Here is a 26450-nt window from a genome sequence, read left to right on the forward strand (position 1 = left end):
TGTTATGTTTTATACAATAGATATTGTTTTATTGGATGACGCCTTTTGCTGGGTACCCCTCGCAAAAGCCGTTGTACCTGTTCTCGCGATTTCTTTAATGCCATAAGGTTTCAACAATTCAATAAGCGCTTCAACTTTGTTAGATTCGCCTGTCACCTGAACAACGATGCTGTCTCTGCTGACATCGACGACAGAGGCTCTGAACGGTTCTATGATTCCATTAATCTCTGTTCTCGTTGAAGGTGCGGAGACGACCTTGATTAAGGCCAGCTCCCTCTGGACAATCGATTGATTTGTGATGTCTGTGACTTTCAGCACATCAATCTGTTTGTTGAGCTGTTTTGTTAACTGTTCAACATCATTTTCACCTTCAACGTGAACGACAAAGGTGATTCTGGAAACGCCTGCTGTTTCTGTGTGTCCGACTGTAATGCTTTCAATGTTGTAATGCCTTTTTGTAAATAGACCGGTGATCCGGTTTAACACGCCTGAGCGGTTCACCACAGTCAATGTGATAATTCTTTTCAAGGTTTCACCCCCACCATTTCATGCAGCCCTTTTCCCGGAGCCACCATCGGGAATACTTTTTCTTCGCTGGCAACCCGCACATCAATGACAACAGGTTCTCTAGACGTTAATGCCTCTTCCAGCTTTTCCTTCGCTTCCGCTTCTGATGAAATTCTGATGCCTTTAATGCCGTATGCTTCGGACAATTTGACGAAGTCAGGCTGAGAAGCGAATTTAGATTCTGAATAGCGTTCTTCATAGAAAATTTCCTGCCACTGTCTGACCATTCCGAGACAAGCGTTATTTAAAATCACTACCTTGACCGGAAGATTTAATTCACGAATGACATCGAGTTCTTGAAGCGTCATTTGGAAACCGCCGTCTCCGACAACCGCGACGACAGTGGCATCTTTATCAGCCAGCTGTGCACCGATCGCCGCCGGAAGGCCGAATCCCATCGTTCCAAGTCCGCCTGACGTAACCCATTTATCTGCTTTTTGGAACGGATAAAATTGCGCTGACCACATTTGATGCTGGCCTACATCCGTGGCGACAATGGCTTCTCCTTTTGTAAATTGATGAATATATTCAATCAATTTCTGAGGTTTAAAACCCTCTTCTTCATTATCTTCATACCAGAGCGGATACTCTTCTTTCCATTCGGCGAGCTGTTTTTTCCATTCGCTTGAATCACTTGGTTTGCCATCTTGTTTGATCAGCTCCTGCAGGACAATTTTGCTGTCTCCCACTACAGGAATCTGTGTTTTCATGATTTTTCCGATTTCAGCTGGATCAATATCGATGTGGGCAATCTTTGCGTTTCTGGCAAAGTGTTTCAGGTTTCCTGTGACACGGTCATCAAAACGGGCGCCGATGCTGATTAAAAGATCACAATCATGAAGAGCCATATTGGCTGTATACGTGCCGTGCATTCCCGCCATCCCCAGGAAAAGCGGATGGTCAGCCGGGAAGCCTCCGAGCCCCAAAAGGGTGTGCGCCACAGGGATTTGCTGCTGTTCGACATAATTTTTTAATTCTTCTGACGCTTTTCCGTGCAGTACGCCCGCACCCGCCAGGATCACCGGTTTCTTCGCACTGCTCACGGCTTCTACTAGCTTGCGGATCTGCAAGTAATTCGGCTCTGTTGTCGGCTGGTATCCCGGGAGGTTCATCTCATGATCGTAGCTGAATTTTCCTTCAATTGTTGCTACATCTTTCGGAATATCGATCAATACTGGGCCGGGTCTTCCAGTTGTTGCAATATGGAACGCTTCTTTAATGATGCGCGGCAGATCTTCCGGCTGGCGAACCTGGTAGCTGTGTTTTGTCACCGGCATCGTAATCCCTAGAATGTCTGCTTCCTGAAATGCATCACTCCCGATAACAGAGGTTGCCACCTGCCCTGTAAAGACAACTAACGGCAATGAATCAATCATGGCATCAGCAAGGCCTGTAACAAGGTTTGTCGCTCCCGGTCCTGATGTGGCAATAACGACACCCGGTTTTCCAGTGACTCTTGCGTATCCTTCCGCTGCATGAATCGCGCCTTGTTCGTGACGGGGAAGGATATGTACCAACCCTGAATTGTATAGCTTATCGTAAATCGGAAGCACAGCCCCGCCCGGATAACCGAAAATCATTTCTACTTTCTCTTTTTTTAATGATTCAATCAGCATTAATGCTCCGCTCATCGTCTGTGTACATTTGGCAGATGCTGAATCCACCTGTACATTAGTCCCCATTTTAGTTCCTCCTTTTGGATTTTCATCCTTTAAAGATCATCTTTTTATTAGCTAGATAGCTGATTATTCAATAAAAAAAGCCCTTCCACCCACAATCAGCCGCGCAGTAACTGCGATAGCTAAAAGGGGCGAAAAGGCTTTTCTTTCCGCGGTACCACCCTTGTTTACGGCCTTAGTCGGCCGTCTCATGGATATTTCTATCCGCTTTAGTAACGAGTGAATCAAGTTCACCCGGCCAAGTCCTACTGTCATTTCAGACTGGCACTCTGAGGCGAGTTCACCTTGTAAAGCTTCGCCGGTTCTCAGCTAACCCGGTTCTCTGTGGAAAGCTTTATCAAGGCTACTTATCCTCATCTGCGCTTTTCATATTCATCCTTCAGAACGCCTTGCAAGCTGTTCAAGAAGGTCGATTGTTTTTCATTTTTTCAGAATCATATTGCGATCATTTTCGCTTGTGAAGCTTGCGTTTATCTTTTGTTGAACTCATATTACGCCGCTTTGGACGCAGTGTCAACAGCATTTTTTAAAATTATTAGACAATTTTGATTAATCAATCTATATTGTATACGCTTTCATTATTGGTACAAAAGGAATTGCAAATGTTAAAAGTTTTTATAATTTTTTTATTAATCTATCAAGGATACACCAGAATAATTCAATTTTACATAAACGTGTAAGATTTTATAACACGCTATAATTCGTATGGGAATTGAGTCTGGCAGATCATCTTGCAAACCATTTCAATCTGGATAGGCACTCCCCTTGTTCCCTCGGCATACATTAATGGTATCTTGCAAAGAAAAGGTGATACGATGAATAAATCATTTGCAGACATGCAAGGATTTCCTGTGGGCTTTCCAAGCTTCCCTAGCTTTCCGCAGCAGCATTATCCTGCTTCCCCTGCCTTTTACCAGCAAAGCCAACAGCCATTTGGAGGCTACGGATACGGACAGCCGTTCAGCCAGGCATATAGCCCGTTGACCACTCCCTCTGCTATGTACTCCTCTTATCCATACACTTCAGATTTTTTCGGGCAGCAATTTTCAGGCACTGGCTTCAGCGGCCATAGCGGCGGGTTCAGTATTCCGGCGACACATGTCGGCGGTTTTAGCGGAACAGCCGGTGTGCATGGAGGCTTTAGAAATTAAAGAAGACTGCAAGGGCCGAACAACGATTTCGGCCTCTTTTTTTGCTTTCAAACATCTTTTGCAACTCATATATTGGCTTCAATACTGTCAGGTTTTCTGTCTTTATAGTTGGAAACAGGATGAAATATGATTAAGATCAATGTTTGAGGAGGAATAAAATTGCATATAAAAATAGACGATTTAACTGGACGTCAGGTGGTCTCACTTGTGAATGAGCATTTACATAGCATGACGCTTATGTCCCCGCCAGAAAGCACTCATGCCTTAGGTTTAGAGAAACTAAGAGAGCCTGAAATAACATTTTGGAGCGCATGGGAGGGCGATGAACTAGCCGGCTGCGGAGCGCTAAAAGAACTGGACAGCCGGCATGGAGAAATCAAATCAATGCGAACATCTGCATCACATTTAAGAAAAGGCGTTGCCAAACAAGTTCTCCAGCACATCATTGAAGAAGCCGAGAAGCGAGGTTATGAGCGACTAAGCTTAGAAACGGGTTCAATGGCTTCATTTGAGCCGGCAAGAAAATTGTATGAAAGCTTTGGTTTTCAGTATTGCGAACCGTTTGCAGACTATGTTGAAGATCCGAACAGTGTGTTTATGACGAAGGAGCTGCAACTATGAAGATAGATAAGACAGAGGAAAGTCTGTCTTATCTATCTTTTTTGATATTCACACACATTTCACCCTTTTGATACCCGCCAATGTTTTCAATTTTGTTTAATTCAAAGAGCATCGGGAATTACAAACGACATGAACGATATCATGCAAATTCATAAAGGAGGAGATTGATATGAAAAGCATAGTTGGTGTATACGAAACCCCACAGGAAACCATCGCAGCGATTGAAGGCTTACTCACAAAAGGCTATGATTCTGACGACATCTCTGTTGTAACAAGCCGGCGAGATACAGATTATTTGGAGTCACGTACAGGAACAGAGGTCAATCAAGCCATCGATGCACATCAGGGCGAATCTGAATCTTTTTTCGATAAACTGAAAGATTATTTCACAATGGATGATACTGCTGCACACAGCAAAGCATTATCCGATTTGGATATTAAAACGGATGAAATAGACAAGTATCAAGAAGATTTGGATGACGGAAAACTCCTGGTAGCCGTCGATACAGATGCAGATGTAAATGCTCCTATGGATAACGGCAATGCCCTTTCAGGCGGCTTTTCAAGCACAAATGAAATGGCGGATTATACAACGAAAGAAGAAAAAACGATGCCGCTCCGGGAAGAACAGCTGAAAGTCGATAAGGAAGACGTTCAAACCGGCGAAGTAGAGATAGGAAAAGAAGTGAAAACAGAAAAAAGAGATATGGACATCCCGGTGAGACACGATGAAATTTATGTCGAACGCCGGCCAGTGGATGAAAATAAAGCGGATGCTTCTCCCGTCAACGATTCGGAAGAGATCAGAGTGCCAATCGTTGAGGAAAAGCTGGAAGTGACTAAAAAACCAGTTGTCACTGATGAAGTGGTTGTCGGTAAACGCACTGTTGAAGAAAATGAACATATTTCTGAAACTGTGAAAAAAGAAGAACCTCGTCTGAATAAAGAAGGAAAAGTTGACGGCTTGGATGATGATGATCCGTTAAATAATAAATAAAAATCATAGACCGACAACAAAAAACCTCAAATCCTAAATGGATTTGAGGTTTTTCACTTTGGTACGTCCCAGGAGAGATTCGAACTCCCGACCGACGGCTTAGAAGGCCGTTGCTCTATCCAGCTTCCATCCTTTTTATATCGCTATTCGTTCACGTTCATGTATAACGGTCACTTTCCGAACTTTGACCGATTGACTTAATTTTCTATTATATTTGCTTATGCTTTACAATTCAAGCATTCATATAGTAGAAAACAACCCTATTGAAAAGGTAATACAGTTGTACTTAAATCTGCTAAATTAAAACGCAAAGGTATTTATTTAAAGGAGTGGTTTCATGAGAGATAACAAAGAATGTTGTCCATATTGTAAAGCTGATTTACAAGGAGAACCTATTCCTAAAATATCGCAGAAAGTATATGGTTCTGCCCATTTCACACGAAAAATCGGTGTAAGCATTAGAAGCTGATAGGATTATTAAATGGAAATGTCCAGACTGTAACAAAGAACAGGATAGGGATTGATCATTTAAAATAATGTAATTTGAGATGGACTAGAATTAGATTCGTTTCGACAAGTTAATTCTTTCATGGTGTGTGGATGAACCGACTATAGGTTTATCCCTTTCATGTCCCAGTGATAATGTAGAAACATCCCCCATATTCTTAAGAGAGAAGTGATAGGAATCTTTTACTTGCTTCATATTCCTTAACCCTGCGATAGAATGTAGCCTTAGTCATACTTGATTTCTTCATTGCTTCAACCGCTGTAATTTCTCCTGCTTTCCATTGTTTATAAGCCTGCTCAAACTCAGTTGTAATAGTTGTTTTTAAGTCTTCCAAGGTGTTTACCCTGTGCCTTAGCTACAGCTATCCTTCTCTTCTTCAGCAACCCACGATAATACATGTAACATCAAGTAAGCCATGAAAGAACCGATGAGTCATTGTATTTCCGTGTATCCAACAATGGCATATCCATTTCAACAATATGTACATTGATGTTCTGTTTGATATCTTTCCACTCGTTTAAAATCACCTCTTTATTACGACCTAGCCTATCTAATGGATGTATGTATAACGTATCTCCTTTACGCAAACACAATTTCAAAGCTTGGTATTAAGGTCTATTGAAGTCTTTCCCGCTTTGCTTATAGATATGAATATCGCGCTCATCAATTCCAAGAGCATACATACTATTCAGTTGTCGTGCTTTTTGGTCTTTGCTGCTTACTCTAACGTATCCAAATTCTTTGTTGTCCATAATTGATTCCACCTTGAGGCATCGGTATCTTTTCTTTGATATCACTTATAAGTCTACACTCTCTGCTATCGATATTATTATCGAACTCGAATAGGGTTTCACTGCAACTCTTATTACTTTACCATGTTAAATCACATTGAGAATCTGAGTCGTATCGAAAATTTACCGATTGTCAGTTTGTGAATGAGAGTGGTTCTGTATCAAACTAATACCACAACTTGGCATGTATACAACCATAAAAGACACCCAATTAATTTGGATGTCTTCTTATAACTATTTTACTTGTTCTTGTAGCACTTCTTTTAGCAATTCAACAGCACTTTCTTCACTTGGATCATTTGTTCCAAGTTCGCCACGAAAAGCTTTCGAAAGGATGCATTGTTTCAATATGTCCAACTCAGATTCGAGTTGAAGATTGAATTTTGAACAATTGTCCTTAGCGAAGATATCATCCAAAATGTTTACAATAGCATCTTGTTCCTCTTTAGGAGGTAGAGGAAATGGATAGTTCAATAAAAATTCTTTTGGCACTCGTTGCTGACCAACCGCTCCCGTCATTTCTCTCTTAGCCTTTGCCCTAAACCTTTGTGAACGAACCAAATAGTGAATATACTGTTCATTCACATACTCAGAAGTACGTAAAACATGAAATTCTGTTGAACCATAGCCAAACCCGTTTTTTAATTGTCTAGCTATAGCTGATTTTCCATTTTCCATACAAGGGGTAATCTTAGCAAACAGTACATCATTCTCTAAAAAAAACGTATAGCCTTTTTTAACTTTTCTATATTCTCTTTCTTCTGGTTCTTCGATTTTACCAGTTTTATCACTCACCGCAGGCATCGGTATAAATGTACATTTTTGTTCTTCAGATACTTCATTTAACTTTTTCTTTGGGGGATTTACTTGTACAACTTCTCCCAGTCTGACCCATTTCCATTTACATGGAATATACTCACTTTGCTCTTCAATAATCTCGAATTTTTTAGGCTTAATTAGACTAATTATTTTATCATATAACACTTCTGCATTTTCTATATCAGGGTGTTCTTCTCGCCACTTCCTCGTCAACTCTCCCCTAAACGCCTTATCCAAAATAGCCGCTCGACGAAGTTCAAACGTTTCCTTCGCTTCGCCAATCAACTGCTTTGCTTCTTCAATTTTACTTAAAAACCTCTCCACTTTGTCAGCAATTCGTTTTTGTTCATTTAAAGGTAAAAGCGGAAATGCAATACTTTCAATATTCTTCCTAGATATTTGTTGAAAAGTAGTTCCTGTGCTAACCGAATACAGATGTGACTTAATTGTTTCAAAGTAATACCTTAACAATCTGATATCTATGATATTTGATTTTATTCCTGCTACACCACGTCCAAGACAATATTGTCCATCTGCGATATTTGTTTTTCCTAAAGTTGCTCTAACAGATACAATTAACTCGCCATTTTCAGATAATTTTGTAGGTTTAATTGTATATCTTTTAGCATTTGGATATGTTTCTCCCATGTCTGCTGGACCACCTATTAAAGGTATATTGTTTGAATCATCAGTAGTATATTCACCTTTAGGCGACTGTCCCATATTTATCTTACAAACATCTTTTAAAGTTACCCAAACCCAATTCTCAGGTACTTGGAATAGTTGTTCATCCTCTACAAAAAGTGCTTCTTCCAACAATTCATTAACAGTCTTCTTTCTCTTAGTCACTTTTTGACCACCTCATCCTTTTCAACAGCACGCAACTCTTCAACTACCTCATTTAATAACCCCATAGCCTGCTGAAGTTTCGCAATCGCTTCTTCTGCCGACTCAATCGGGTCTGGTAAATTATTGTATGAAGATAATGATTCATCCGCAATCAAACCGATATCTAAACTGTCCCCTTTTTTTGCAATATCTTCTCTTGTGAATACATTCCAACGTTCATCCACTACTTTTGAGCGGTCTTCTGCTACATATGCTTTCATGAAGTTTTCAAAGTGTGCCATTGTTAGCTGATTCCGTTTTCCGAATGACGTCATATTGGTGCGGAGATCATATACCCAAACATCCTTTGTATTATCTTGGTCTGTTTTTCCTCTTGTGAAAAATAAGACGTTAGTTTTCACACCTTGGGCATAGAAAATCCCCGTTGGTAAGCGTAAGATTGTATGCAGATTGCATTTATTCATTAAATCACGGCGAATCTGTGCACCAACCCCGCTTTCAAACAAGACATTATCAGGTAATACAACTGCTGCCCGTGCATGACCATCGTCTTTTAAAGCGTTATAAATTACCTGTAGAAAATTCAGCTGTTTATTGGAAGTTTCAAACGTCAGGTCATCACGCGAGACACTCTCTCCACCTTTTTTTGTCCCAAATGGTGGATTGGTTAAAATGACATCAAAGTTTTTCATCCACTTTCCATTACTAGATAACGAATCTCCTTGTTCCAGTCGCCCTTCGATATCATGAAGTAATGCATTCATTAGAGCAAGACGATGAGTCCCTGTGACGAGTTCCATTCCAGTAAACGCTTCTTTCTTTTGAAAAACGCCCAGTTGTGGATCTAAATCATAATAGTTATCTGTCTTATTTTTCAAATACTGGTCTGCCGCAATCATAAAACCGAATGTACCAGCTGCAGGGTCATTGCATTTTTCTCCAGGTTTAGGGTCAATCAGTTGCACCATTACATCAATTAATACACGCGGTGTAAAGTATTGACCAGCACCTGATTTTGTTTCGCTTGCGTTTTTTTCTAACAAGCCTTCATATAAATTACCTAAACCTTCTTCTTTTGCGTTGTACCAATCAAGGCCATCAATGGTCTTCAGAATTTTCTCTAAGTTCTTGGGTTCTGTAATACTTGTAGCAGCATCAGTGTAAATTTGACGCAATTGAGCATTCTCGCTATTGCCCAGCTTAATTAAAAGATGTTGATAAAATGTTTTGAGTTCTACTCCTTCTTTTTCTAGCAAATCATCCCATCTATATCCTTCGGGTATTACATTTTCTGTTTGCTGTTCTTTCATCATTTTTAAAAATAAAATATAGGTTAACTCCGTGACATATTGTTGATATGTAATACCGTCATCACGAAGCACATTGCATAAATTCCATAATTTTTGAACGATTTCTTGGTTATTCATCTTTTTTCCTCCTGGAAATCTTCTATCTATTAAATCAAACTTGATGATTTTTAGTTGAAAGCGAACCTTTTCATTATAACCCAAAAAAGTGCCTCAATGAAGAGGCACAGTCGTTAGCTGATATAAAGGTTCTCATTGATCATATTGACAATATGATCAATATAGTCACCGAACTCCCGCTTCAGTAATTTGTAGCCACCAGACGTTCTAAAAGGTTCTTCCGAGAATGCCTCTTCTGCGGTAGGCGCAAGAACAGGCACTTGAAGTAATTGCTTTTCTATTCTCTCTAACCACTTCTTTTGCCTTGGCGTCCAATCATGCAGTGAATACACTTTGTGCATTGCCTGTTTAATACGTGCTTCATGGTCAACGAGTGCTTCACCTAATGCAGCTTGGCGAATAAAACTAATAATATCTGCTGCAATGTCCTCATTTTTTGTCTGTTTCCAAGCGGTTTGTAAATGAGATTGCTTAAAGCCTTTTGTTTCTAAAATCGTCATAAGTTCTCGTAAATCTTGTCTTGTTAGATCTTTTGGCCGTGTACAGATCAGATGCAAAGCGGGAATTTCATTGATATTTTCTTGGATAAATCGAACAAAACCATCCAGATAATCTTCTGGTCGCTTGTTTCCTTCACCATACCCACGAATGACGTCTGTTACTTCATCTTCCTTATCAGATATATAGCGTTTTTCACGTGTTACTTGGTACGTTTCCATGTATTCAAATAGGATATTATGCTGTGTGGCTTCTTGCGGTGAGTATGTTTGAATTTCTTTCACCCATTCATCCACATGTTTTCCATTTGATAATTCTTCAAACTTTCCCATGCCTTCTTCGTCAAATCTTTGTTTGCGACGCTGAATTTTCGCTACTAATTGATCACGATAAAATGAAGCTTCCTCATCAGTCGTCGCATTTATAAGAGAATTATACAACTCACCAATACGATAGTTTTGTTTCTTCACAATTGGTTTCATTTCTGTATAATGTTGCAACTTGTCATATATACCAACGGCATCGTAGATGTTAAAGTGTGTTTTCCCAATCTCTGGGCAGAGACGAGTCGCACGGCCAAGCATTTGATCATAGAGAATACGAGATTGTATTCTTCTTAAAAACACCAAATTTGTGATCGGCGGCACGTCAATACCTGTTGTGAGTAAATCAACTGTAACTACGACATTAGGTAGTCGCTCATTTTTAAACCGTTTAATGGCATCTAATGGCTTGTAGATATAGCCAGTGATTTTCATAATGGCATCATCTTCAATGTCATCACCACGTTCTTTAAATGCTTCTTTTAATAAGCGAACAACAAGATCTGCGTGTTGATCAGTAGCTGCAAAGATGAGCGTTTTTTCTTTACCTGCAGGGTCAATATAATCAACTAATTTATTTAAAACTGCACGGTTAAACGGTTCTGTAATGACTTTTTTATTAAACTGCTCCACTTCAAAGTGCACAGTATCTTCTACCTTTTCTAGTTGAATCTCCCCTTTATCAACATCATATACTTCTACTTCCTCATCTTTTTCAAAGGTGATGCCCACTTGTGAAAGTTCTGTTTTAAACAAATAAGGGGGCTCATGGTCCACTAGATATCCGTCCAACACTGCTTCGCTATATGAATATTTAAAAATTGGCATACCGAAAATGTCTGTTGTATGTAGAGCAGGTGTTGCGGTAAGCCCTAAACATGCCGCATCAAAATAATCGATAACGCGCCGATATTGACTAATATAATCATTCTGATCACGGAATTCTAATTCTTCCTCTGACATTTCTTTGTCACTTGTATAGCCACGATGTGCTTCATCTACAATGATGAAATCATACTGCCCGACACTTGGAAGCTTCTCGTTATCGCTATAGAAAAGTCTTCTAACCATTCCCTGCACCGTCGCAATTTGCACCTTCGTTTCAACTTCTGGAGACATGTCTTCTAAAGACTTTACATCGTATATATCAGCAAATGAGTAGCCTTCAATTTTTGTATCCTTAAGTGCATCCTCTGTCTGTTTTCCTAACGAATTACGGTCTACAAGGAAAAGAATACGACGACATTTTTTGGACTTAATTAAGCGATACATGAGGGCGATAGCTGTACGAGTTTTCCCAGTTCCCGTTGCCATCGCAATAAGCATTCTTCGTTGCCCTTCTTTTAATCCCTCTTCAGCGGAAAGTACCGCTCTTTGCTGATAATGACGCAAACCAAACTTCGTAATATCCTCTTCTTCTAAGCGTTTATTTGCATCCTTGTCATCTTGACTAAGAAGAAGCTGCAAGTCATCAGGTGAATGCCAGCCTTCTAATGGGCGAGCATGTTCTAACGGTTTACGTGAATCCCAAAACCAGATGCCCGACTCTTCTTGAAGTTGTCTCAAGTATGGTCGGCCGTTCGTTGCGTATAAAAACGGCACTTTATATTCACCTGTTGTAGGTATGATGACTTCATCTTCGACTTGTGTCACATTTTTTGCATACACTTTTGTTTGACTTTCTAATGCGCCAGGAATCGTTTTCTTTTTTGCCTTAGCTTCAATAAAGCCAACAAGCTTTAAGCCAATAAACAACGCATAGTCAACCCTGCCGCCATTGACCTTCCATTCTGCAATTGCCATGTTTCGATTTTTCTCTGGCAGCGTTCCGTTCTTTTGATGATTTAGTACAGTTGTGTCTACTTCCCACCCAACAGCACGTAGTTTTCCATCAATAATCGTACGTGTTTCAGCTTCAGTTAATTGCTGTCGACGCATAAAGTTTTTGGATATCTTTTTACGTTCGATTTTTACCTCTTCTTGTTCCACTTCCGCCTGTCGACGAATTGCCTCTAATTCTTCTTCAAGCTTTTTGACTTTCTCCTCATATTCTCGCTGAAGTGTTTCTGTACTCTGTTCTACTTGTTCTTGAAGTTCTGTATACTCTGGTGCTTGAAAATCCCAATCACCATATACCTCCATGAACCAAATGGACAAGCGGAACGTTAATTGCAACAAAGCCTTTGCTTCTTCTACTTTTCCATAATCCGCTTCATGCATCGCTACATTCCCTTTGCGACGAAGAGCCTCTAATATATCAATTAATTCAGGCTCAAGTAACCTTTCCCGACGCAAAGTGTTAATGCGATCCACTTGCGTTGTACCATATGCCTCTTTAATATTTTCAGCGGCAAGAATAAATTTAGTTAGTGTTTCAGCGAACAATCGCAGTTTCATTACTGTTGTATGGGGGTCATGATATACATTTCTCTCAGCTGTCTCTCCCAAGTTAGCAAGTACATCCCATTTCCCTTGAAAAAATGAAAAGTTGCTACTCATTTTTATCACCGTTTCCTAAAAGATTGTTTGTGTCTATTATACTATAATCATGCAAAAATTAGGAAAGAAGATGTATCGCTCTTTTTCTACTCTGCTCCTTAGTTTAGGTTCATTCTTTAACCAAGTGAATAAAAGACGGGTTTTATTAGTTATTGTTTAAATATCGAGGCTACGACATCAGATTTGATCGATAAAAAGAAGAGCCTCAATTGTTATACTCTGAAAATGCTCTACATGGAGGACATAATCGCTTGTTGTACGGCTTCTATTCTCACTCACCTTCATTTGCCTAGTGTTGGTTTCGAGAGCATCAGAAATCAACATTGAGTCATCCAAGACCTCAAACTGTTTTATTTTTTCTTTTGAAGCGGTGGAACTAGTTATGGTCAATCCATTTAATAATCCCTTTACATCCGAATCAACATCTAATAATCCTTTTCTTTTGGTTACAACAAAAAACCTCCTATATCGAAAGTTATATAAGTCAATAACAGGTGTAATTTCTTACGTGACCGTTATACTGACCGTTTCACTAAACGATATAGAAGGTTGATTTGACGGGTTTTAGCACCCGATTTAATTACGTCCCAGGAGAGATTCGAACTCCCGACCGACGGCTTAGAAGGCCGTTGCTCTATCCAGCTGAGCTACTGGGACACGTTTTGTTTTTTGTTTTTCGCTTTAACTATCAGCGACAAGATTTATTATATATGGGATGCAACAATAAGTCAACGGTTTTTTAGAATTTTTTTCATGAGGAAGAAAATTTTCTTCCTCATGACATTTTCAAAGTGTGACTCGGTTTTGCAGATCCTCAATTTCATTGCCTGCTTGGTCGTAAAAACGGACTGTCGCAGCATCATTTTCTAATGTCAGTATAGCATAGCTTTCTGTCCTGCGCACCCTTGGAAGCCGGATGCTGCCTGGGTTAATCATCAGTTTTCCGCGCAGCACTTCGCTTCCCGCGATGTGCGAATGCCCGAAGCAGATAATATCCGCTCCGAGCTCCTCTGCACGATAGTATACGTTTAACAAGGTCTGTTTTATACCGTGAAGGTGGCCGTGTGTGACGAGTATTTTTCTTGAACCGGCAGTTAGAAGAAGCTCGTCCTTAAAATCGCCGGCAAAATCGCAATTGCCTTTTACAACCGCATAAGGCTCCAATGCAGGATGCCCTGTTTCTAGCTCAGAGTCTCCGCAATGAATCATAAGGTCAACTTCTGCTTCGTGCCGTTTCGCAATGGTCTGGAGTTCTTCTTCAAGCCCATGGCTGTCACTGATAATCAGCACGTTCATGTACGAGCTCCCTCCTTATGCCTCCAAAAGCTTAGACAGCTTTTTAAGCGCGTCAGCCCTATGGCTGATTTTATTTTTTTCATCACTAGTCAGTTCAGCCATTGTCTTATCTTTATCTTTCACGATAAAGATTGGATCATAGCCAAAGCCGTATTCTCCTCTCGGTTCTTCAGCAATATACCCTTCAACATGGCCTTCGACTGTTTTTGTTTCCTCTCCCGGAATACTCACGGCCAATGCGCAGCGGAAACGGGCGGTGCGCTGTTCTTTTTCGATTCCTTTCAGCTCGCTGAGCACTTTATTGATATTTGCCTGGTCGTCTTTCTGTTCCCCTGCATAGCGTGCTGAATAAACCCCGGGTCTGCCGCCAAGATTATCGATGGATAGGCCTGAGTCGTCCGCAATCACCATTTTGTTCACTGCTTTGGCAACAGCTTCCGCTTTCAGAATGGCATTCTCTTCAAATGTATGGCCTGTTTCTTCAATTTCTTCTGTGAATCCAATTTCAGCTAACGATTTGACATCGTAGCCTTTTGGCTCAAGAATTTCTTTAAATTCCTTCACTTTTCCCGGATTATGTGTCGCAATAATTGCTTCTTTCATGATGATCAAGCCTTTCTGTCTTTATTTCAGTTCTGGCAGAGAATCCCCCAGCACTTCTTTTTGCTTGTCAATCAGCTCTTGAATTCCTTTTTCCGCAAGACCGAGAAGACCATTCAGATCCTCCCTTGAAAAAGTCGCCTCTTCGCCGGTTCCCTGCAGTTCCACGAAACGGCCGCTGCCTGTCATGATGACATTCATGTCAACTTCAGCAGAGGAATCTTCTTCATAATTTAAATCTAACAAAATTCCCTGTGCCTTATCAATTCCAACAGAGATCGCAGCGAGAAAATCAGTGATCGGATTTGTCTTGATTGTTCCTGCTTTGATCAGCTTGCCAATGGCAATCGCCATCGCAAGAAATGCGCCTGTAATGGAAGCTGTTCTTGTTCCGCCATCAGCCTGAATAACATCACAGTCAATCCAAATCGTCCGTTCACCGAGCTTTTCCAGATCTACAACAGCCCGAAGCGCACGGCCGATCAGGCGTTGGATCTCCATTGTTCTGCCGGAAATTTTCCCTTTAGAAGATTCTCTAATTGTTCTTTGATTAGTTGCCCGCGGCAGCATGCTGTACTCTGCTGTAATCCATCCTTTTCCTCCGCCCCGCAAAAACGGCGGTACGCGGTCCTCAACAGACGCGTTGCAGATTACCTTTGTATTTCCCGCTGTTATTAGAACAGAACCTTCCGGATGGCTGATAAAATCCAAATCGAATGTGATTGGACGCAGCTCATCGTGTTGTCTTCCGTCATGTCTCATGTTTTACCTCCGATTGTATGTACATAAACCATTTTTGTCCCGGAATTGAATAAAGAAAGAGGCAGCCGGAACGCTAACCTCTTTCTTTCTAGTATATCAAAAATCCCAATTTAAAAACTACCCGTATTCACTTGAGAAGGTCTGGAGACCGGTTCTGTGAGCTTTTCGCCTTTTTCGTTTACAAGCTCTGATTTTCCATTCACTTTAACAGAGACGCCTTTTACATCCGGCTGTTCCGTTAACGTCAGCACAATGCTGTTCAGCACTTCTGAAGAAATCATTTTCGTCTTCTCATCGGCGCTGCCGAATATAGATTGATTGAAATCCAACGTCACGCGACCGTCTTTCAATTTCGGTTTGCTGACCAGCTTTACATCTTCATTGAAGTCTGTTAACAGCCCGCTCACCTTGCTTGGACCTTTAGCCAATTCATTGATGGCTGCTGTAATGTCGTCTTTTTCCGAATTGTCGATTCGTTTCGTCACAGGCACGTAGTACTCACTGTCTTCGTTTTCCGCCAAATAGTAGACTGTCAGCGGGTGGGTAGCAGTGAGATCATTTACACCGGCTGTTTCCAAATTAATGCCGTCTTTGCGGCTTAAATCATCTGAGATCGGCGTCCCTCCTACAGGCATCTCCTTCAGCTCATGCCCGTTTATTCTCAGCTTCACTTTATCTATCGAACTGAATTGCGTCAGCGTCCACGTCACAGATTGAACGATTTTCTGTTCGTCCTCTTTCTTATAATTTTTGAACTCATTAGAGAAATCAGCTATCGCGGTTCCATCTTTTTTGATGTCAACGTTAACGGTTGTGTCAGCCGGCAATACTGCTCTGAAGCCATTCGGAAGAATTTCAGACACAGGCCCGCCCTGTACGAGGTATTCAAGCGCCTGCTTAGCCGTGCTCTCACTTTTAGGAAGAGGCAGCGTTTGCGCGACGACATACCCGTTTTTATCAATAAGATATAGCTCCCTCATAACAGCAGATGAGGCTTGATCCGTTTTTGCGGTATCACTCTTTTTATTCTCTGTTTTTTCGGCTGCTGTAGTATTTGACTTAGCCCCCGCTTCATCGTTCACGTATGTAACGTCTTGAGGCGGATCAATTTCCTTGGCTGCCTTATCAGATTGAAACAAACCGCATCCGGATAAAAGCAAGGCAGAGGTGAGACAAGTCGCACCAATGACTGCAGGTCCTTTTTTCAGCATACTTTTCCCTCCTAAGGATGTTTGTACTATTATGTATACGAGCCTCTTTAGGAAATAGACCGAAGAATTCCGGCAAAACAGAAAAAACCCGCAACATTCCGTTGCGGGAAAACCTATCTTTTAATCGGTTCTTGCAGTGAGATACATTCCACATGCCCCACTTCATGGCCAAACCAATCGTCTGCGATTTTTGCAAACTGATCACGCGCCCCTGTTGTCAGGAACTGATGATCCGGGGCAATCGGAGACTGGTTCAGCAGCCCTTTATAAGAGAGAATTGTGCTGACTTCCCGGGCTGTTTCATCGCCGGACGAAATAATGTTTACGCGCTCTCCCATATATCTTTGAATGGCTTCTTTTAAAATAGGGTAATGGGTGCAGCCTAAAATCAGCGAATCAATCGATGTGTCTTTTAACGGGTACAGCGAGGTTTTGACAATCTCGTCTGCTGTTTTGTCGAGAAACTTCCCGCTTTCCACAAAAGGCACAAGCAGCGGGCAGGCAAGGTTTTCAACCTTCAAATCAGGATTTAATGCCAAAAGCGCTTCTTCGTATGCATTGCTCTTAATCGTATTCTCTGTGCCGATGACACCGATATGCTGATTATCCGTCACTTTTATCGCTGCTCTCGCACCAGGCTGGATGACTCCGACCACCGGTATACCGACGCTGCGCTGGATGTCATCCAAAGCGATCGCTGTTGCTGTGTTACAGGCGATCACGAGCATTTTGATGTGGTGGTTTTCGAGTAAATAATTCGTCAGCTCCCACGTATATTGAAGCACCTCTTCTTCAGGGCGCGGCCCGTACGGACACCGTTTCGTATCCCCGACGTAGATAATATTTTCTTTAGGTAGCTGTCTCATGATTTCCTTCGCAACGGTTAAACCGCCAACCCCGGAATCAATGACCCCTATTGGTTGTTCCAACAAAATCGCCTCATTTTCTCTTCATTTCATGCTGCAGTTTCATCAAAGATTTTTCGAAGATGGCTATTTCTTCATCTGTAAACGATTCGAACATATCACGCAAATATTCCTGCCTTTTAGTAATGACCTCTTGGATAATCCGTTCTCCTTCAGGCAGCAGATGTATCCGGACAACACGTCTGTCCGCCGGGTCCTTGACCCGCTCAACAAGCTCATTTTTTTGCATGCGGTCGATTAAGTCCGTTGTCGTGCTGCATGCCAGATACATTTTGCCCGATAGTTCGCCGATTGTCATATCTCCCAGTTCATAAAGCCATTGCAGGCCGACAAATTGCGGCGGCGTAATTGCATATTGGTTAAGGATTTCTCGTCCTTTTTGCTTAATGATCGCGGCAATGTGGCGGAGAGACTTTTCAATATCCGCAACATGCTCCAAAGGTTTTGATGTCATTTGTCCATCCCTCACTCAAGGATCTCTTACGCACAAAAGCGTTCCGTGTCTATTTTCCTTCTTTTTTGAAGAAAATGCAAGACTCGCAGGAGAGAAATAGAGGACTTCAGTCAAACAACATCAAGCAAAAAAATTCATTTTATGACTTGCCTACGTTTTGCACAGCATTCAAAAATATGGTTTCGAATGTTCCAAACAAACAGCAATAACCGGCTCCTTCCTGAAAAGAAGGAATACCGGCAAGAATTAAAGCTCTAGCTCACCCATTCTAAGAAGCTCAACAACGGCTTGCGAACGCCCTTTCACACCCAATTTCTGCATGGCATTTGAAATATGGTTTCGAACGGTTTTCTCACTGATAAATAGCTCGCTTGCAATCTCCTTTGTTGTCTTATCTTGAACGAGCAATTCGAACACTTCTCTTTCTCTTTTCGTTAGCAGCGGCTTCGATTGAAATTCTTTCTCCTTCAAGTATTGTAACCCTCCTTGCTAAGGTGAGAGCGAATCAGAAACGAATGGGTTTTGATATAGTCGAGATATCATATGTAAGAAGGGCGCAGGAGGTGACGTTTACAAGAGAATTAGTTTATCGTGTATGGAGAAGCGTTTCTTTCTCATCATCCGTCCAGCTGACAGCCTTGCCGCTTTCCTTCGAGACTTGAACCATCACGACTGCTCCGGTGAAGCAAGGTTCGCCTTTGTGGTTCTCTCCGAGATAATGCAAGGTAAGAGATGAACTGCCGACAGCGCTTGTTTTCACATAGATACGCAGCTCTTCATAAGGCATGACTTGGCGCAAATAATCGCACTGCTGGCTTGCCACAACTGTCATGGTCTGTTTGTTTTCACTCATCATATTCAGCTTTTTAAAATAAGAAATTCGCGCCTCCTCAAAATATATAAAAGGGGTTACATTATTCATATGCCCAAACATGTCCGTCTCGGAAAATCTTACGGATACCTCATTAAAAAAAGAAAAGGATCTTTTCCATTCTGGAAACGGCATATCAATATAAGCAGGAAGCTTCATCTTTTTTCATCTCCTTATTGTTTAAAAAAACCTCTCCCATGCGGAAGAGGTTTTTTCTTCTTATACTCTGTCGCTTCCGAAGAAATTGCGGAACGCTTGTAAGTTTGTGTCTCTATTTAAGGCTGCAATCGAAGTGGTAAGCGGAATGCCCTTCGGACAGGATTGGACACAGTTTTGCGAGTTGCCGCAATCTGCAAGGCCGCCTTCATCCATTAGTGCTTCTAATCGTTCAGATTTATTCATGGCGCCTGTCGGATGTGCGTTAAACAGGCGGACTTGCGACATCGGTGCCGGCCCCATGAACTTCGATTTGCTGTTCACATTCGGGCAGGCCTCGAGGCAGACGCCGCACGTCATGCATTTAGATAATTCATATGCCCATTGACGGCGTTTTTCCGGCATTCTCGGCCCCGGTCCTAGATCGTACGTGCCGTCAATCGGTATCCACGCTTTTACCTTTTTCAATGAATCAAACATTCTGCTGCGGTCAACCTGCAAATCACGAACGACTGGGAATGTTTTCATTGGTTTTAAACGGATCGGCTGTTCAAGCTGGTCGATAAGCGCCGTACAAGACTGGCGGGGCTTTCCGTTTATGACCATTGAACATGCGCCGCATACTTCCTCAAGACAGTTCATATCCCATGTGACAGGGGTTGTCTTTTCACCTTTGACATTAACCGGATTCCGACGGATTTCCATCAGAGCGGAAATGACGTTCAGATTCGGGCGGTATGGAATCTCAAATTCTTCATCGTAAGGCGTGCTGTCGGCTGTATCTTGACGTGTGATAATAAATCGTATGGTTTTTTGTTCACTCATGATTATTTCGCCACCTTCTTCTTCGAGTAATCCCGTTTCCGAGGCGTTATCAGTGATACATCGACATCCTGATACTCAAATTCCGGCGCTTCATACGGGCTTACATGTTTAGCCATTGTTGTTTTGAGCCATTCATCATCATTACGTTCAGGATAATCCGGTTTATAATGGGCGCCCCGGCTTTCATTACGGTTGTAAGCGCCAAGGGTAATCACCCTCGCAAGCTGGAGCATGTTCGAGAACTGGCGTGTGAACATTGCGCCCTGGTTGCTCCATTTTGTCGTGTCATTGATGTTGATCTTTTTAAAGCGCTCCATTAATTCCTGAATTTTGTCGTCCGTTTTCAAAAGCTTGTCATTATGGCGGACAACCGTTACGTTCGCCGTCATCCACTCACCGAGCTCTCTGTGAAGAACATAGGCATTTTCGGTTCCGTCCATGCTCATAATATCAGCCCATTTTTCTTCTTCTTTTTTAACGTGAGCGTCGAATAAAGAAGAAGACATGTCTTCCGCTGAAGATTCTAAGCCGTTTACATATTTCACCGCGTTCGGTCCGGCCACCATGCCTCCGTAAATCGCAGACAGCAGGGAGTTTGCTCCCAAGCGGTTGCCGCCATGCATAGAGTAATCACATTCCCCAGCCGCAAACAGTCCAGGGATGTTTGTCATTTGATCGTAATTCACCCATAAACCGCCCATAGAATAATGGACCGCCGGGAAGATTTTCATTGGAAGCTTGCGCGGGTCGTCTCCCATGAATTTCTCATAAATCTCAATGATGCCGCCAAGCTTAATATCCAGCTCTTTCGGATCTTTATGAGACAGATCGAGATAGACCATGTTTTCACCGTTAATGCCAAGCTTCTGGTTCACACACACATCAAATATTTCACGTGTCGCAATATCACGCGGCACCAGGTTTCCGTATGCCGGATATTTTTCCTCGAGGAAATACCACGGTTTACCGTCTTTATATGTCCACACGCGGCCGCCTTCACCACGCGCTGATTCACTCATCAGTCTTAGTTTGTCATCGCCCGGGATGGCTGTCGGGTGGATTTGAATGAATTCTCCGTTTGCATAGTACGCTCCCTGCTGATAAACGATTGAAGCAGCAGATCCTGTATTAATCATGGAGTTCGTTGATTTTCCAAAAATGATCCCCGGTCCGCCGGTCGCCATAATGACCGCGTCAGAACGGAAGGATTCAATTTGCATGTTTGTCAGGTTTTGCGCAACAATTCCGCGGCAGGTTCTGTCATCATCTAATACAGCGCCAAGGAATTCCCAGCCTTCGTATTTTGTGACCAGACCCGCAACTTCGTATCTGCGCACTTGCTCGTCCAGTGCATAAAGCAGCTGCTGTCCCGTCGTCGCACCCGCATAAGCCGTTCTGTGATGCTGTGTACCCCCGAATCGACGGAAATCAAGCAGGCCTTCAGGCGTCCGGTTAAACATAACACCCATCCGGTCTAATAAGTGGATGATCGAAGGCGCCGCTTCACACATTGCCTTGACCGGCGGCTGGTTGGCAAGAAAGTCTCCCCCGTATACCGTGTCATCAAAATGTTCCCACGGAGAGTCACCTTCCCCTTTTGTATTGACCGCTCCGTTTATGCCGCCTTGCGCACAAACTGAATGAGAACGTTTGACAGGAACGATGGAAAACAGCTTAACCGCCATTCCTGATTCCGCTGCTTTAATTGTCGCCATGAGGCCGGCAAGACCTCCGCCGACTACGATAATGCTTGATTGACTCATGATAGCCCCTCTCCCTCTAGTAATCTAGTACTCTTAAACAAATGCGAAAATCGCTTTTAAGCCTACGTATGACAGTGCAACAAAAATAATCAGCGTAACGTATGTCGAAATTCTTTGAGAACGAGGCGTTACCGTGATGCCCCATGTAACAGCGAAAGACCATAAACCGTTCGAGAAGTGGAAAATTGTTGATAAAACACCGACAATGTAAAAGCCAAGCATAGCCGGAGAGCTCAAAATATTCGCCATCATGTCGAAATTGACCTCAGCGCCCATTTGTGCGGCAATGCGGGTTTCCCACACATGCCAGCTGACGAAAATAAGAGTGATGATACCGGTTACACGCTGCAGGACAAATAGCCAGTTTCTCATATAGCTGTATTGGCCTGCGTTATTTTTCGCAGTAAACGCTATGTACACACCATAAACTGCATGATAAATTAATGGTAAGAAGATAATAAAAATTTCCAAGGCATACCTGAAAGGCAGGCTATCCATAAAATGAGCAGCGCTATTGAATGCTTCAGCGCCCCTTGCGGCAAACTGGTTGACGACTAAATGCTGAATGAGAAAGATGCCGACCGGTATGACGCCAAGCAAGGAATGCAATCTTCGAAAATAAAACTCTCTGTTCCCAGACATTACTTTACCCCCTGTTTGATAAGTGCGAAATGTGCTAAATCTCTTCCTCCACTTCTTTCAATTGTAAGCACTTTATTAAGATTTATTGACAATTTCATTTTACTCCTCCCTCAAAAGGGCGTCAAGAAAACGCGTACATAAATTATAATTTTCCGAATTGATTAGTTGATTGAAAAATTTTATTTTATCAATATATATTTCTCGCTTAATTTTTCATAAGAATTACAGGATCATTCTGTAATCCTCCCCCCTGTTTGAGCTATAATATACGCAGGAGAGAGGGGAGACAGATATGAAGTCTAAATTTGAAGCATCTATTGACAACCTAAAAGAAATTGAAATGAACGCCTATGCCTACGAACTAATACGAGAGATCGTTCTCCCAGATATGCTTGGCCAAGATTACTCTTCCATGATGTATTGGGCAGGAAAACATCTCGCCCGTAAGTTTCCTCTTGAATCATGGGAGGAATTTCCGGCCTTCTTTGAAGAAGCGGGCTGGGGAACCCTCACCAACGTAAGCGCTAAAAAACAGGAGCTTGAATTTGAACTCGAAGGGCCGATCATTTCCAACCGGCTTAAACATCAGAAAGAACCTTGCTTTCAGCTGGAAGCTGGTTTTATCGCTGAACAAATTCAATTGATGAATGATCAGATTGCCGAATCATACGAACAAGTGAAAAAGAGAGCCGATAAAGTGGTTCTGACTGTGAAATGGGATATGAAAGACCCAGTGTAATCAAAAAGGCGGTGACTGCATAGTCCCGCCTTTTTGATTGTCATTACACAGCTGAAGGGTGTTTTGAAAGCTCGAATGCATCGTGAAGCGATTCGACTGCTTTCACCATATCGTTTTCGCTTACGACGGTTGACACTTTGATTTCAGATGTGCTGACCATTTTGATTAAAATGTTTTTTTGCGCCAGTACAGCAAACATTTCAGCCGCTACACCGGGATTCGAGACCATGCCGGATCCGACAATGGATACTTTGGCCAATTTGCTTTCAGTCTCGATTTTCTCGAATTCCAGCGCGTCTTTATACTCTTCAAGCACCGCAACGGTTTGGTCTGCATCTTCTGTTTTGACAGAGAAGGAAATTCCAGTCTTGTCCTCGGCCTGCGTTTGGATAATGATATCCACGTTTATGTTTCTTTTGGCAAGTGTCGTAAAAATAGTAGACAAAGTTGTCAGGCCGCTAGTCAGCCCGTAAATGGTTACCCTTGTGATTTGATCTTCAAATGCAATGCCTCTGACAATTAAGTTCTGTTCCATGGATGATTCCTCCTCAATTAATGTACCCGCTTCGGTTTCTGTACTTGAACGCACTTCTAACGGCACTTGGTAATTTTTCGCGAACTCAACAGCTCTCGGATGAAGAACGCCGGCGCCTAAATTGGCAAGCTCAAGCATTTCATCGTATGAGATGCCGGCAAGTTTTCTCGCTGATTTCACATAGCGCGGATCGGTTGTAAACACGCCGGGCACGTCTGTATATATGTCACATTTATCAGCTTTTAAAGCGGCAGCCAAAGCTACTGCTGTTGTATCTGAACCGCCACGGCCCAATGTCGTAATTTCACAATCCTCTGTCATGCCTTGAAATCCTGCAACAATGACGATTTTTCCTTCTTCAAGCCGGTCTGCTAAAACCGATGTGTCGATATCTGTAATTCTGGCGTTTCCGTGAACGGCCTCCGTACGGATTCCCGCCTGCCAGCCAGTATAAGACACGGCGTCATAGCCTTTTTCCTGCAATGCCATTGAGAGGAGTGAAATCGTGACCTGTTCGCCTGTCGCCAGCAGCATGTCCATTTCGCGTTTGCTCGGCTGGTCAGAAATGGCTTTTGCAAGGCTGACCAATTCGTCAGTGGATTTTCCCATAGCTGACACGACAACAACGACTTGATGGCCTTTCTGTTTTTCTGCAATCGCGCGGTTTGCCGCATTTTGAATTTTTTCGACTGAGCCGACGGAAGTACCTCCGAATTTTTGTACAATAAGACCCATGTATTACCACCCTTTACATTTTGGTTCGTGCGGGTGAGGAGAAAGAGCGCTTTGTCCACAATAAAAAAAGCAATGAGAGGAATACTCTCATTGCTTATCAATTAATCATCATGAATGATTATGAACAACGAGATAGCCCTCCAAGAAAATGATTTCTTGACAGCCTTACATTTATTCAATGCACGGCCAGCAAATAATACCGATGGGGTTTTATTTGCTTCGGCGACGCTCCCCTTTCAGCCTTTTTCACAGAATCCATCTTTCTCCAAAGGCATACTCTTGAAGTTCGCACCTCTATCTTCACCATATAACACGATCTAACTATGAAATTAGTTCACATTTTATCAGATCTTATTGAAAAGGACAACATTATTTTTGCAATTTATCGTAAAGGAGCTGAGCCGCCGCAGCGGGAACACCCGCTTTTTTGATGTCTTCAAGGCTTGCTTCCTTCATTTTTTTAACGGAACCGAAATGCTTTAACAGCATTTTCTTTCTTTTCTCTCCGATACCCGGGATATCATCCAATACGGATTGAAACGCGCTTTTTCCGCGGATTTGTCTGTGAAAACTGATTGCAAAACGGTGCACCTCGTCCTGAATGCGCTGCAGGAGATAAAATTCCTGGCTGTTTCGTTCCAGATACACCACCTCCAGCGGCTCCCCGATCAGTAGGTTTGAGGTTCTGTGCTTTTCGTCTTTCGCTAAACCGGCGATCGGGATATCCAACCCGAGTTCATTTTCAATGACATCCCTTGCAGCGTTGATCTGCCCTTTTCCTCCGTCAATGATGATCAGATCAGGCAGCGGCAGATTTTCACGAAGCACTCTCGTGTAGCGTCTTCTGACGACCTCTCTCATAGAACCGTAATCATCCGGTCCTGTAACGGTTTTGATTTTATATTTGCGGTATTCCTTTTTGTACGGTTTGCCGTCGATAAACACGATCATCGCGGAAACCGGGTTTGTCCCCTGTATGTTTGAGTTATCAAACGCTTCAATTCTGTGCGGCGTATAAATATTCAATGCCTCACCGAGTTTCTGCACAGCCCCGATTGAACGCTCCTCGTCCCGTTCGATTAAGGAGAATTTTTCTTTCAGTGCGATTTTCGCATTTTTATGGGCCAGCATGAGCAGTTCTTTTTTCTGGCCCTTCTTCGGCTGGTGAACGTTTGTTTCCAGCAGCTGCTCGATCATGGATTGATCTACGCTGTCCGGAACTAAAATCTCCTTCGGAAGGAAGTGGTTGTTTTTTGAATAGAACTGTCCGATGAATGTAAGGAACTCTTCATCCGCTTCCTGATAAAGCGGGAACATGCTGACATCGCGCTCAATGAGCTTCCCTTGGCGGATGAAAAAGACCTGCACGCACATCCAGCCCTTGTCATATGCGTACGCAAACACGTCCCGGTCGACTAGATCGTTCATCGTCATTTTTTGTTTTTCCATCGTTGATTCAATATGGACGATCTGGTCACGAAGCTCTTTTGCCCGTTCAAACTCAAGATTCTCAGCGGCTTCGTGCATTTTTTCTTCGAGCTCTTTTTTGACCTCATTATAGCCGCCCCTTAAGAAACGGGTAATGCTTTCAACCAGCTCTCTGTTCGTCTCTTCGGAAATGTCCTTTACGCACGGAGCAAGACATTGGCCCAGATGATAGTAAAGGCACACTCTGTCCGGCAGCTTGGAGCATTTTCTGAGAGGGTACAGACGGTCGAGCAATTTTTTTGTTTCCCTTGCTGCCTGTACATTCGGGTACGGCCCAAAATATCGCCCTTTGTCTTTTTTGACATTGCGGGTGACAATCAGCCTTGGGTGGCGTTCATGGGTGAGTTTTATGAAAGGATAGGTTTTGTCGTCTTTGAGCATGACGTTGTATTTCGGATCATACTTTTTGATCAGATTCATTTCTAAAATAAGCGCTTCAAGATTGGAGGACGTCACGATATATTCAAAATCCTCGATTTCCGTCACAAGCCTTTGGGTTTTCGCGTCGTGAGAACCGGTGAAGTAGGAGCGCACTCTGTTTTTCAGCACCTTTGCTTTTCCTACGTAGATCACAGTCTGCTGCCGGTCCTTCATGAGATAACAACCCGGTTGATCGGGAAGGAGGGCGAGTTTTTCTTTCAGTTGTTTGTTCATATAATACCCTTCCTTATATTTAATCCTTTGTTTCCAGTTTAACACGAACGTTTGTTTTTCTCTA

The 26450-nt window shown here is 42.5% G+C and carries 22 protein-coding genes, 2 tRNA genes, 1 pseudogene, 1 riboswitch and 1 other annotated feature; of the genes and pseudogenes, 4 read left to right on the plus strand and 21 right to left on the minus strand.

What is annotated here, in order from left to right; genetic code table 11:
- Positions 1 to 9 precede the first annotated feature (9 nt).
- Positions 10 to 528 carry an acetolactate synthase small subunit gene (ilvN, locus tag JQX68_RS14260; protein WP_069150004.1) on the minus strand — a complete coding sequence of 173 codons (519 nt, stop codon included), beginning with the start codon at positions 526 to 528 and terminating at the stop codon, positions 10 to 12.
- Positions 525 to 2249 (minus strand): acetolactate synthase large subunit, encoded by a 1725-nt coding sequence (gene ilvB / locus JQX68_RS14265; protein WP_205440319.1) that lies wholly within the window; start codon positions 2247 to 2249, stop codon positions 525 to 527. Before ilvB ends, ilvN begins: the two co-directional genes overlap by 4 nt.
- A gap of 121 nt (positions 2250 to 2370) precedes the next feature.
- Positions 2371 to 2615 (minus strand) — a binding site (T-box leader).
- A 446-nt stretch (positions 2616 to 3061) separates the two neighbouring features.
- On the opposite strand from ilvB, the gene cotQ reads away from it, so the two are divergent.
- The 3 genes from cotQ to JQX68_RS14280 all read left to right on the plus strand — a co-directional run bounded on the left by cotQ (position 3062) and on the right by JQX68_RS14280 (position 5015).
- A complete protein-coding gene (cotQ, locus tag JQX68_RS14270) occupies positions 3062 to 3397 on the plus strand; it encodes an inner spore coat protein CotQ (protein ID WP_205440320.1) in 336 nt (111 codons plus the stop codon).
- Between the two features lie 159 nt (positions 3398 to 3556).
- Positions 3557 to 4018, plus strand: coding sequence for a GNAT family N-acetyltransferase (locus JQX68_RS14275; protein ID WP_014664879.1), 462 nt, complete (start codon positions 3557 to 3559; stop codon positions 4016 to 4018).
- A 169-nt stretch (positions 4019 to 4187) separates the two neighbouring features.
- Positions 4188 to 5015 (plus strand): YsnF/AvaK domain-containing protein, encoded by an 828-nt coding sequence (locus JQX68_RS14280; RefSeq protein ID WP_136654308.1) that lies wholly within the window; start codon positions 4188 to 4190, stop codon positions 5013 to 5015.
- 59 nt (positions 5016 to 5074) lie between these two features.
- Here the strand turns inward: JQX68_RS14280 and JQX68_RS14285 are convergent.
- From JQX68_RS14285 to sdhC, 17 genes and pseudogenes are all read right to left on the minus strand, one after another.
- Positions 5075 to 5166 (minus strand) — tRNA-Arg (locus JQX68_RS14285).
- Positions 5167 to 5680: 514 nt separating this feature from the next.
- A pseudogene (locus JQX68_RS14290) lies at positions 5681 to 6275 on the minus strand (recombinase family protein).
- A 273-nt stretch (positions 6276 to 6548) separates the two neighbouring features.
- Positions 6549 to 7982, minus strand: a complete 1434-nt coding sequence (locus JQX68_RS14295) for a restriction endonuclease subunit S (protein WP_205440321.1) — start codon at positions 7980 to 7982, stop codon at positions 6549 to 6551.
- Positions 7979 to 9409 carry a class I SAM-dependent DNA methyltransferase gene (locus JQX68_RS14300; protein ID WP_205440322.1) on the minus strand — a complete coding sequence of 477 codons (1431 nt, stop codon included), beginning with the start codon at positions 9407 to 9409 and terminating at the stop codon, positions 7979 to 7981. Before JQX68_RS14300 ends, JQX68_RS14295 begins: the two co-directional genes overlap by 4 nt.
- Positions 9410 to 9522: 113 nt before the next feature.
- A complete protein-coding gene (gene hsdR / locus JQX68_RS14305) occupies positions 9523 to 12729 on the minus strand; it encodes a type I restriction-modification system endonuclease (RefSeq protein WP_205440323.1) in 3207 nt (1068 codons plus the stop codon).
- A gap of 583 nt (positions 12730 to 13312) precedes the next feature.
- Positions 13313 to 13386 (minus strand) — tRNA-Arg (locus JQX68_RS14310).
- A gap of 129 nt (positions 13387 to 13515) precedes the next feature.
- Complete coding sequence (locus tag JQX68_RS14315; protein WP_014664882.1) at positions 13516 to 14025, minus strand: metallophosphoesterase; 510 nt, start codon at positions 14023 to 14025, stop codon at positions 13516 to 13518.
- A 15-nt stretch (positions 14026 to 14040) separates the two neighbouring features.
- The gene (locus JQX68_RS14320; RefSeq protein ID WP_080488112.1) at positions 14041 to 14637 is read right to left on the minus strand and encodes an XTP/dITP diphosphatase; all 597 of its coding nucleotides are present in this window, start codon (positions 14635 to 14637) and stop codon (positions 14041 to 14043) included.
- A 12-nt stretch (positions 14638 to 14649) separates the two neighbouring features.
- Complete coding sequence (rph, locus tag JQX68_RS14325) at positions 14650 to 15387, minus strand: ribonuclease PH (protein WP_205440324.1); 738 nt, start codon at positions 15385 to 15387, stop codon at positions 14650 to 14652.
- A gap of 110 nt (positions 15388 to 15497) precedes the next feature.
- Positions 15498 to 16598: a spore germination protein GerM gene (gene gerM / locus JQX68_RS14330; RefSeq protein ID WP_172640508.1), complete on the minus strand. Its 1101-nt coding sequence runs from the start codon at positions 16596 to 16598 to the stop codon at positions 15498 to 15500.
- A 113-nt stretch (positions 16599 to 16711) separates the two neighbouring features.
- On the minus strand, positions 16712 to 17530 hold the full coding sequence (gene racE / locus JQX68_RS14335) for a glutamate racemase (RefSeq protein WP_134975240.1): 819 nt from the start codon (positions 17528 to 17530) through the stop codon (positions 16712 to 16714).
- A gap of 7 nt (positions 17531 to 17537) precedes the next feature.
- Positions 17538 to 17978: a MarR family winged helix-turn-helix transcriptional regulator gene (locus JQX68_RS14340; RefSeq protein ID WP_003229573.1), complete on the minus strand. Its 441-nt coding sequence runs from the start codon at positions 17976 to 17978 to the stop codon at positions 17538 to 17540.
- Positions 17979 to 18224: 246 nt separating this feature from the next.
- Positions 18225 to 18449: a spore germination transcription factor GerE gene (gene gerE, locus JQX68_RS14345; protein WP_003184172.1), complete on the minus strand. Its 225-nt coding sequence runs from the start codon at positions 18447 to 18449 to the stop codon at positions 18225 to 18227.
- Positions 18450 to 18564: 115 nt separating this feature from the next.
- Positions 18565 to 19008: an acyl-CoA thioesterase gene (locus JQX68_RS14350; RefSeq protein ID WP_040082240.1), complete on the minus strand. Its 444-nt coding sequence runs from the start codon at positions 19006 to 19008 to the stop codon at positions 18565 to 18567.
- 60 nt (positions 19009 to 19068) lie between these two features.
- Positions 19069 to 19830 (minus strand): succinate dehydrogenase iron-sulfur subunit, encoded by a 762-nt coding sequence (gene sdhB, locus JQX68_RS14355; protein ID WP_003229569.1) that lies wholly within the window; start codon positions 19828 to 19830, stop codon positions 19069 to 19071.
- Between the two features lie 2 nt (positions 19831 to 19832).
- Positions 19833 to 21593, minus strand: coding sequence for a succinate dehydrogenase flavoprotein subunit (gene sdhA, locus JQX68_RS14360; protein WP_205440325.1), 1761 nt, complete (start codon positions 21591 to 21593; stop codon positions 19833 to 19835).
- A gap of 33 nt (positions 21594 to 21626) precedes the next feature.
- The gene (gene sdhC, locus JQX68_RS14365; RefSeq protein ID WP_003222512.1) at positions 21627 to 22235 is read right to left on the minus strand and encodes a succinate dehydrogenase cytochrome B558; all 609 of its coding nucleotides are present in this window, start codon (positions 22233 to 22235) and stop codon (positions 21627 to 21629) included.
- A 292-nt stretch (positions 22236 to 22527) separates the two neighbouring features.
- Between sdhC and JQX68_RS14370 the strand changes: the two genes are divergently transcribed.
- Positions 22528 to 22974 (plus strand): YslB family protein, encoded by a 447-nt coding sequence (locus tag JQX68_RS14370; protein WP_003222508.1) that lies wholly within the window; start codon positions 22528 to 22530, stop codon positions 22972 to 22974.
- A gap of 43 nt (positions 22975 to 23017) precedes the next feature.
- Here the strand turns inward: JQX68_RS14370 and JQX68_RS14375 are convergent, their stop codons facing one another.
- A complete protein-coding gene (locus JQX68_RS14375; RefSeq protein WP_014664888.1) occupies positions 23018 to 24244 on the minus strand; it encodes an aspartate kinase in 1227 nt (408 codons plus the stop codon).
- Between the two features lie 125 nt (positions 24245 to 24369).
- Positions 24370 to 24549, minus strand: a riboswitch (Lysine riboswitch).
- Positions 24550 to 24613: 64 nt separating this feature from the next.
- Positions 24614 to 26386: an excinuclease ABC subunit UvrC gene (gene uvrC / locus JQX68_RS14380; RefSeq protein ID WP_147772329.1), complete on the minus strand. Its 1773-nt coding sequence runs from the start codon at positions 26384 to 26386 to the stop codon at positions 24614 to 24616.
- Positions 26387 to 26450: the final 64 nt, after the last annotated feature.

This window comes from Bacillus sp. LJBS06 (genome assembly GCF_016924995.1).
Classification (GTDB): Bacteria; Bacillota; Bacilli; order Bacillales; family Bacillaceae; genus Bacillus; species Bacillus stercoris.

What these genes read in the sequence shown, in the direction of transcription:
- JQX68_RS14280 (WP_136654308.1), top strand. Translation starts at nt 4,188, where the DNA reads ATGAAAAGCATAGTTGGTGTATACGAAACCCCACAGGAAACCATCGCA.
- JQX68_RS14315 (WP_014664882.1), bottom strand. Translation starts at nt 14,025, where the DNA reads ATGAACGTGCTGATTATCAGTGACAGCCATGGGCTTGAAGAAGAACTC.
- JQX68_RS14340 (WP_003229573.1), bottom strand. Translation starts at nt 17,978, where the DNA reads ATGACATCAAAACCTTTGGAGCATGTTGCGGATATTGAAAAGTCTCTC.
- hsdR (WP_205440323.1), bottom strand. Translation starts at nt 12,729, where the DNA reads ATGAGTAGCAACTTTTCATTTTTTCAAGGGAAATGGGATGTACTTGCT.
- uvrC (WP_147772329.1), bottom strand. Translation starts at nt 26,386, where the DNA reads ATGAACAAACAACTGAAAGAAAAACTCGCCCTCCTTCCCGATCAACCG.
- rph (WP_205440324.1), bottom strand. Translation starts at nt 15,387, where the DNA reads ATGAGACATGACGGAAGACAACACGATGAGCTGCGTCCAATCACATTC.
- JQX68_RS14375 (WP_014664888.1), bottom strand. Translation starts at nt 24,244, where the DNA reads ATGGGTCTTATTGTACAAAAATTCGGAGGTACTTCCGTCGGCTCAGTC.
- JQX68_RS14300 (WP_205440322.1), bottom strand. Translation starts at nt 9,409, where the DNA reads ATGAATAACCAAGAAATCGTTCAAAAATTATGGAATTTATGCAATGTG.
- sdhC (WP_003222512.1), bottom strand. Translation starts at nt 22,235, where the DNA reads ATGTCTGGGAACAGAGAGTTTTATTTTCGAAGATTGCATTCCTTGCTT.
- sdhA (WP_205440325.1), bottom strand. Translation starts at nt 21,593, where the DNA reads ATGAGTCAATCAAGCATTATCGTAGTCGGCGGAGGTCTTGCCGGCCTC.
- gerM (WP_172640508.1), bottom strand. Translation starts at nt 16,598, where the DNA reads ATGCTGAAAAAAGGACCTGCAGTCATTGGTGCGACTTGTCTCACCTCT.
- cotQ (WP_205440320.1), top strand. Translation starts at nt 3,062, where the DNA reads ATGAATAAATCATTTGCAGACATGCAAGGATTTCCTGTGGGCTTTCCA.
- JQX68_RS14350 (WP_040082240.1), bottom strand. Translation starts at nt 19,008, where the DNA reads ATGAAGCTTCCTGCTTATATTGATATGCCGTTTCCAGAATGGAAAAGA.
- JQX68_RS14370 (WP_003222508.1), top strand. Translation starts at nt 22,528, where the DNA reads ATGAAGTCTAAATTTGAAGCATCTATTGACAACCTAAAAGAAATTGAA.
- sdhB (WP_003229569.1), bottom strand. Translation starts at nt 19,830, where the DNA reads ATGAGTGAACAAAAAACCATACGATTTATTATCACACGTCAAGATACA.
- ilvB (WP_205440319.1), bottom strand. Translation starts at nt 2,249, where the DNA reads ATGGGGACTAATGTACAGGTGGATTCAGCATCTGCCAAATGTACACAG.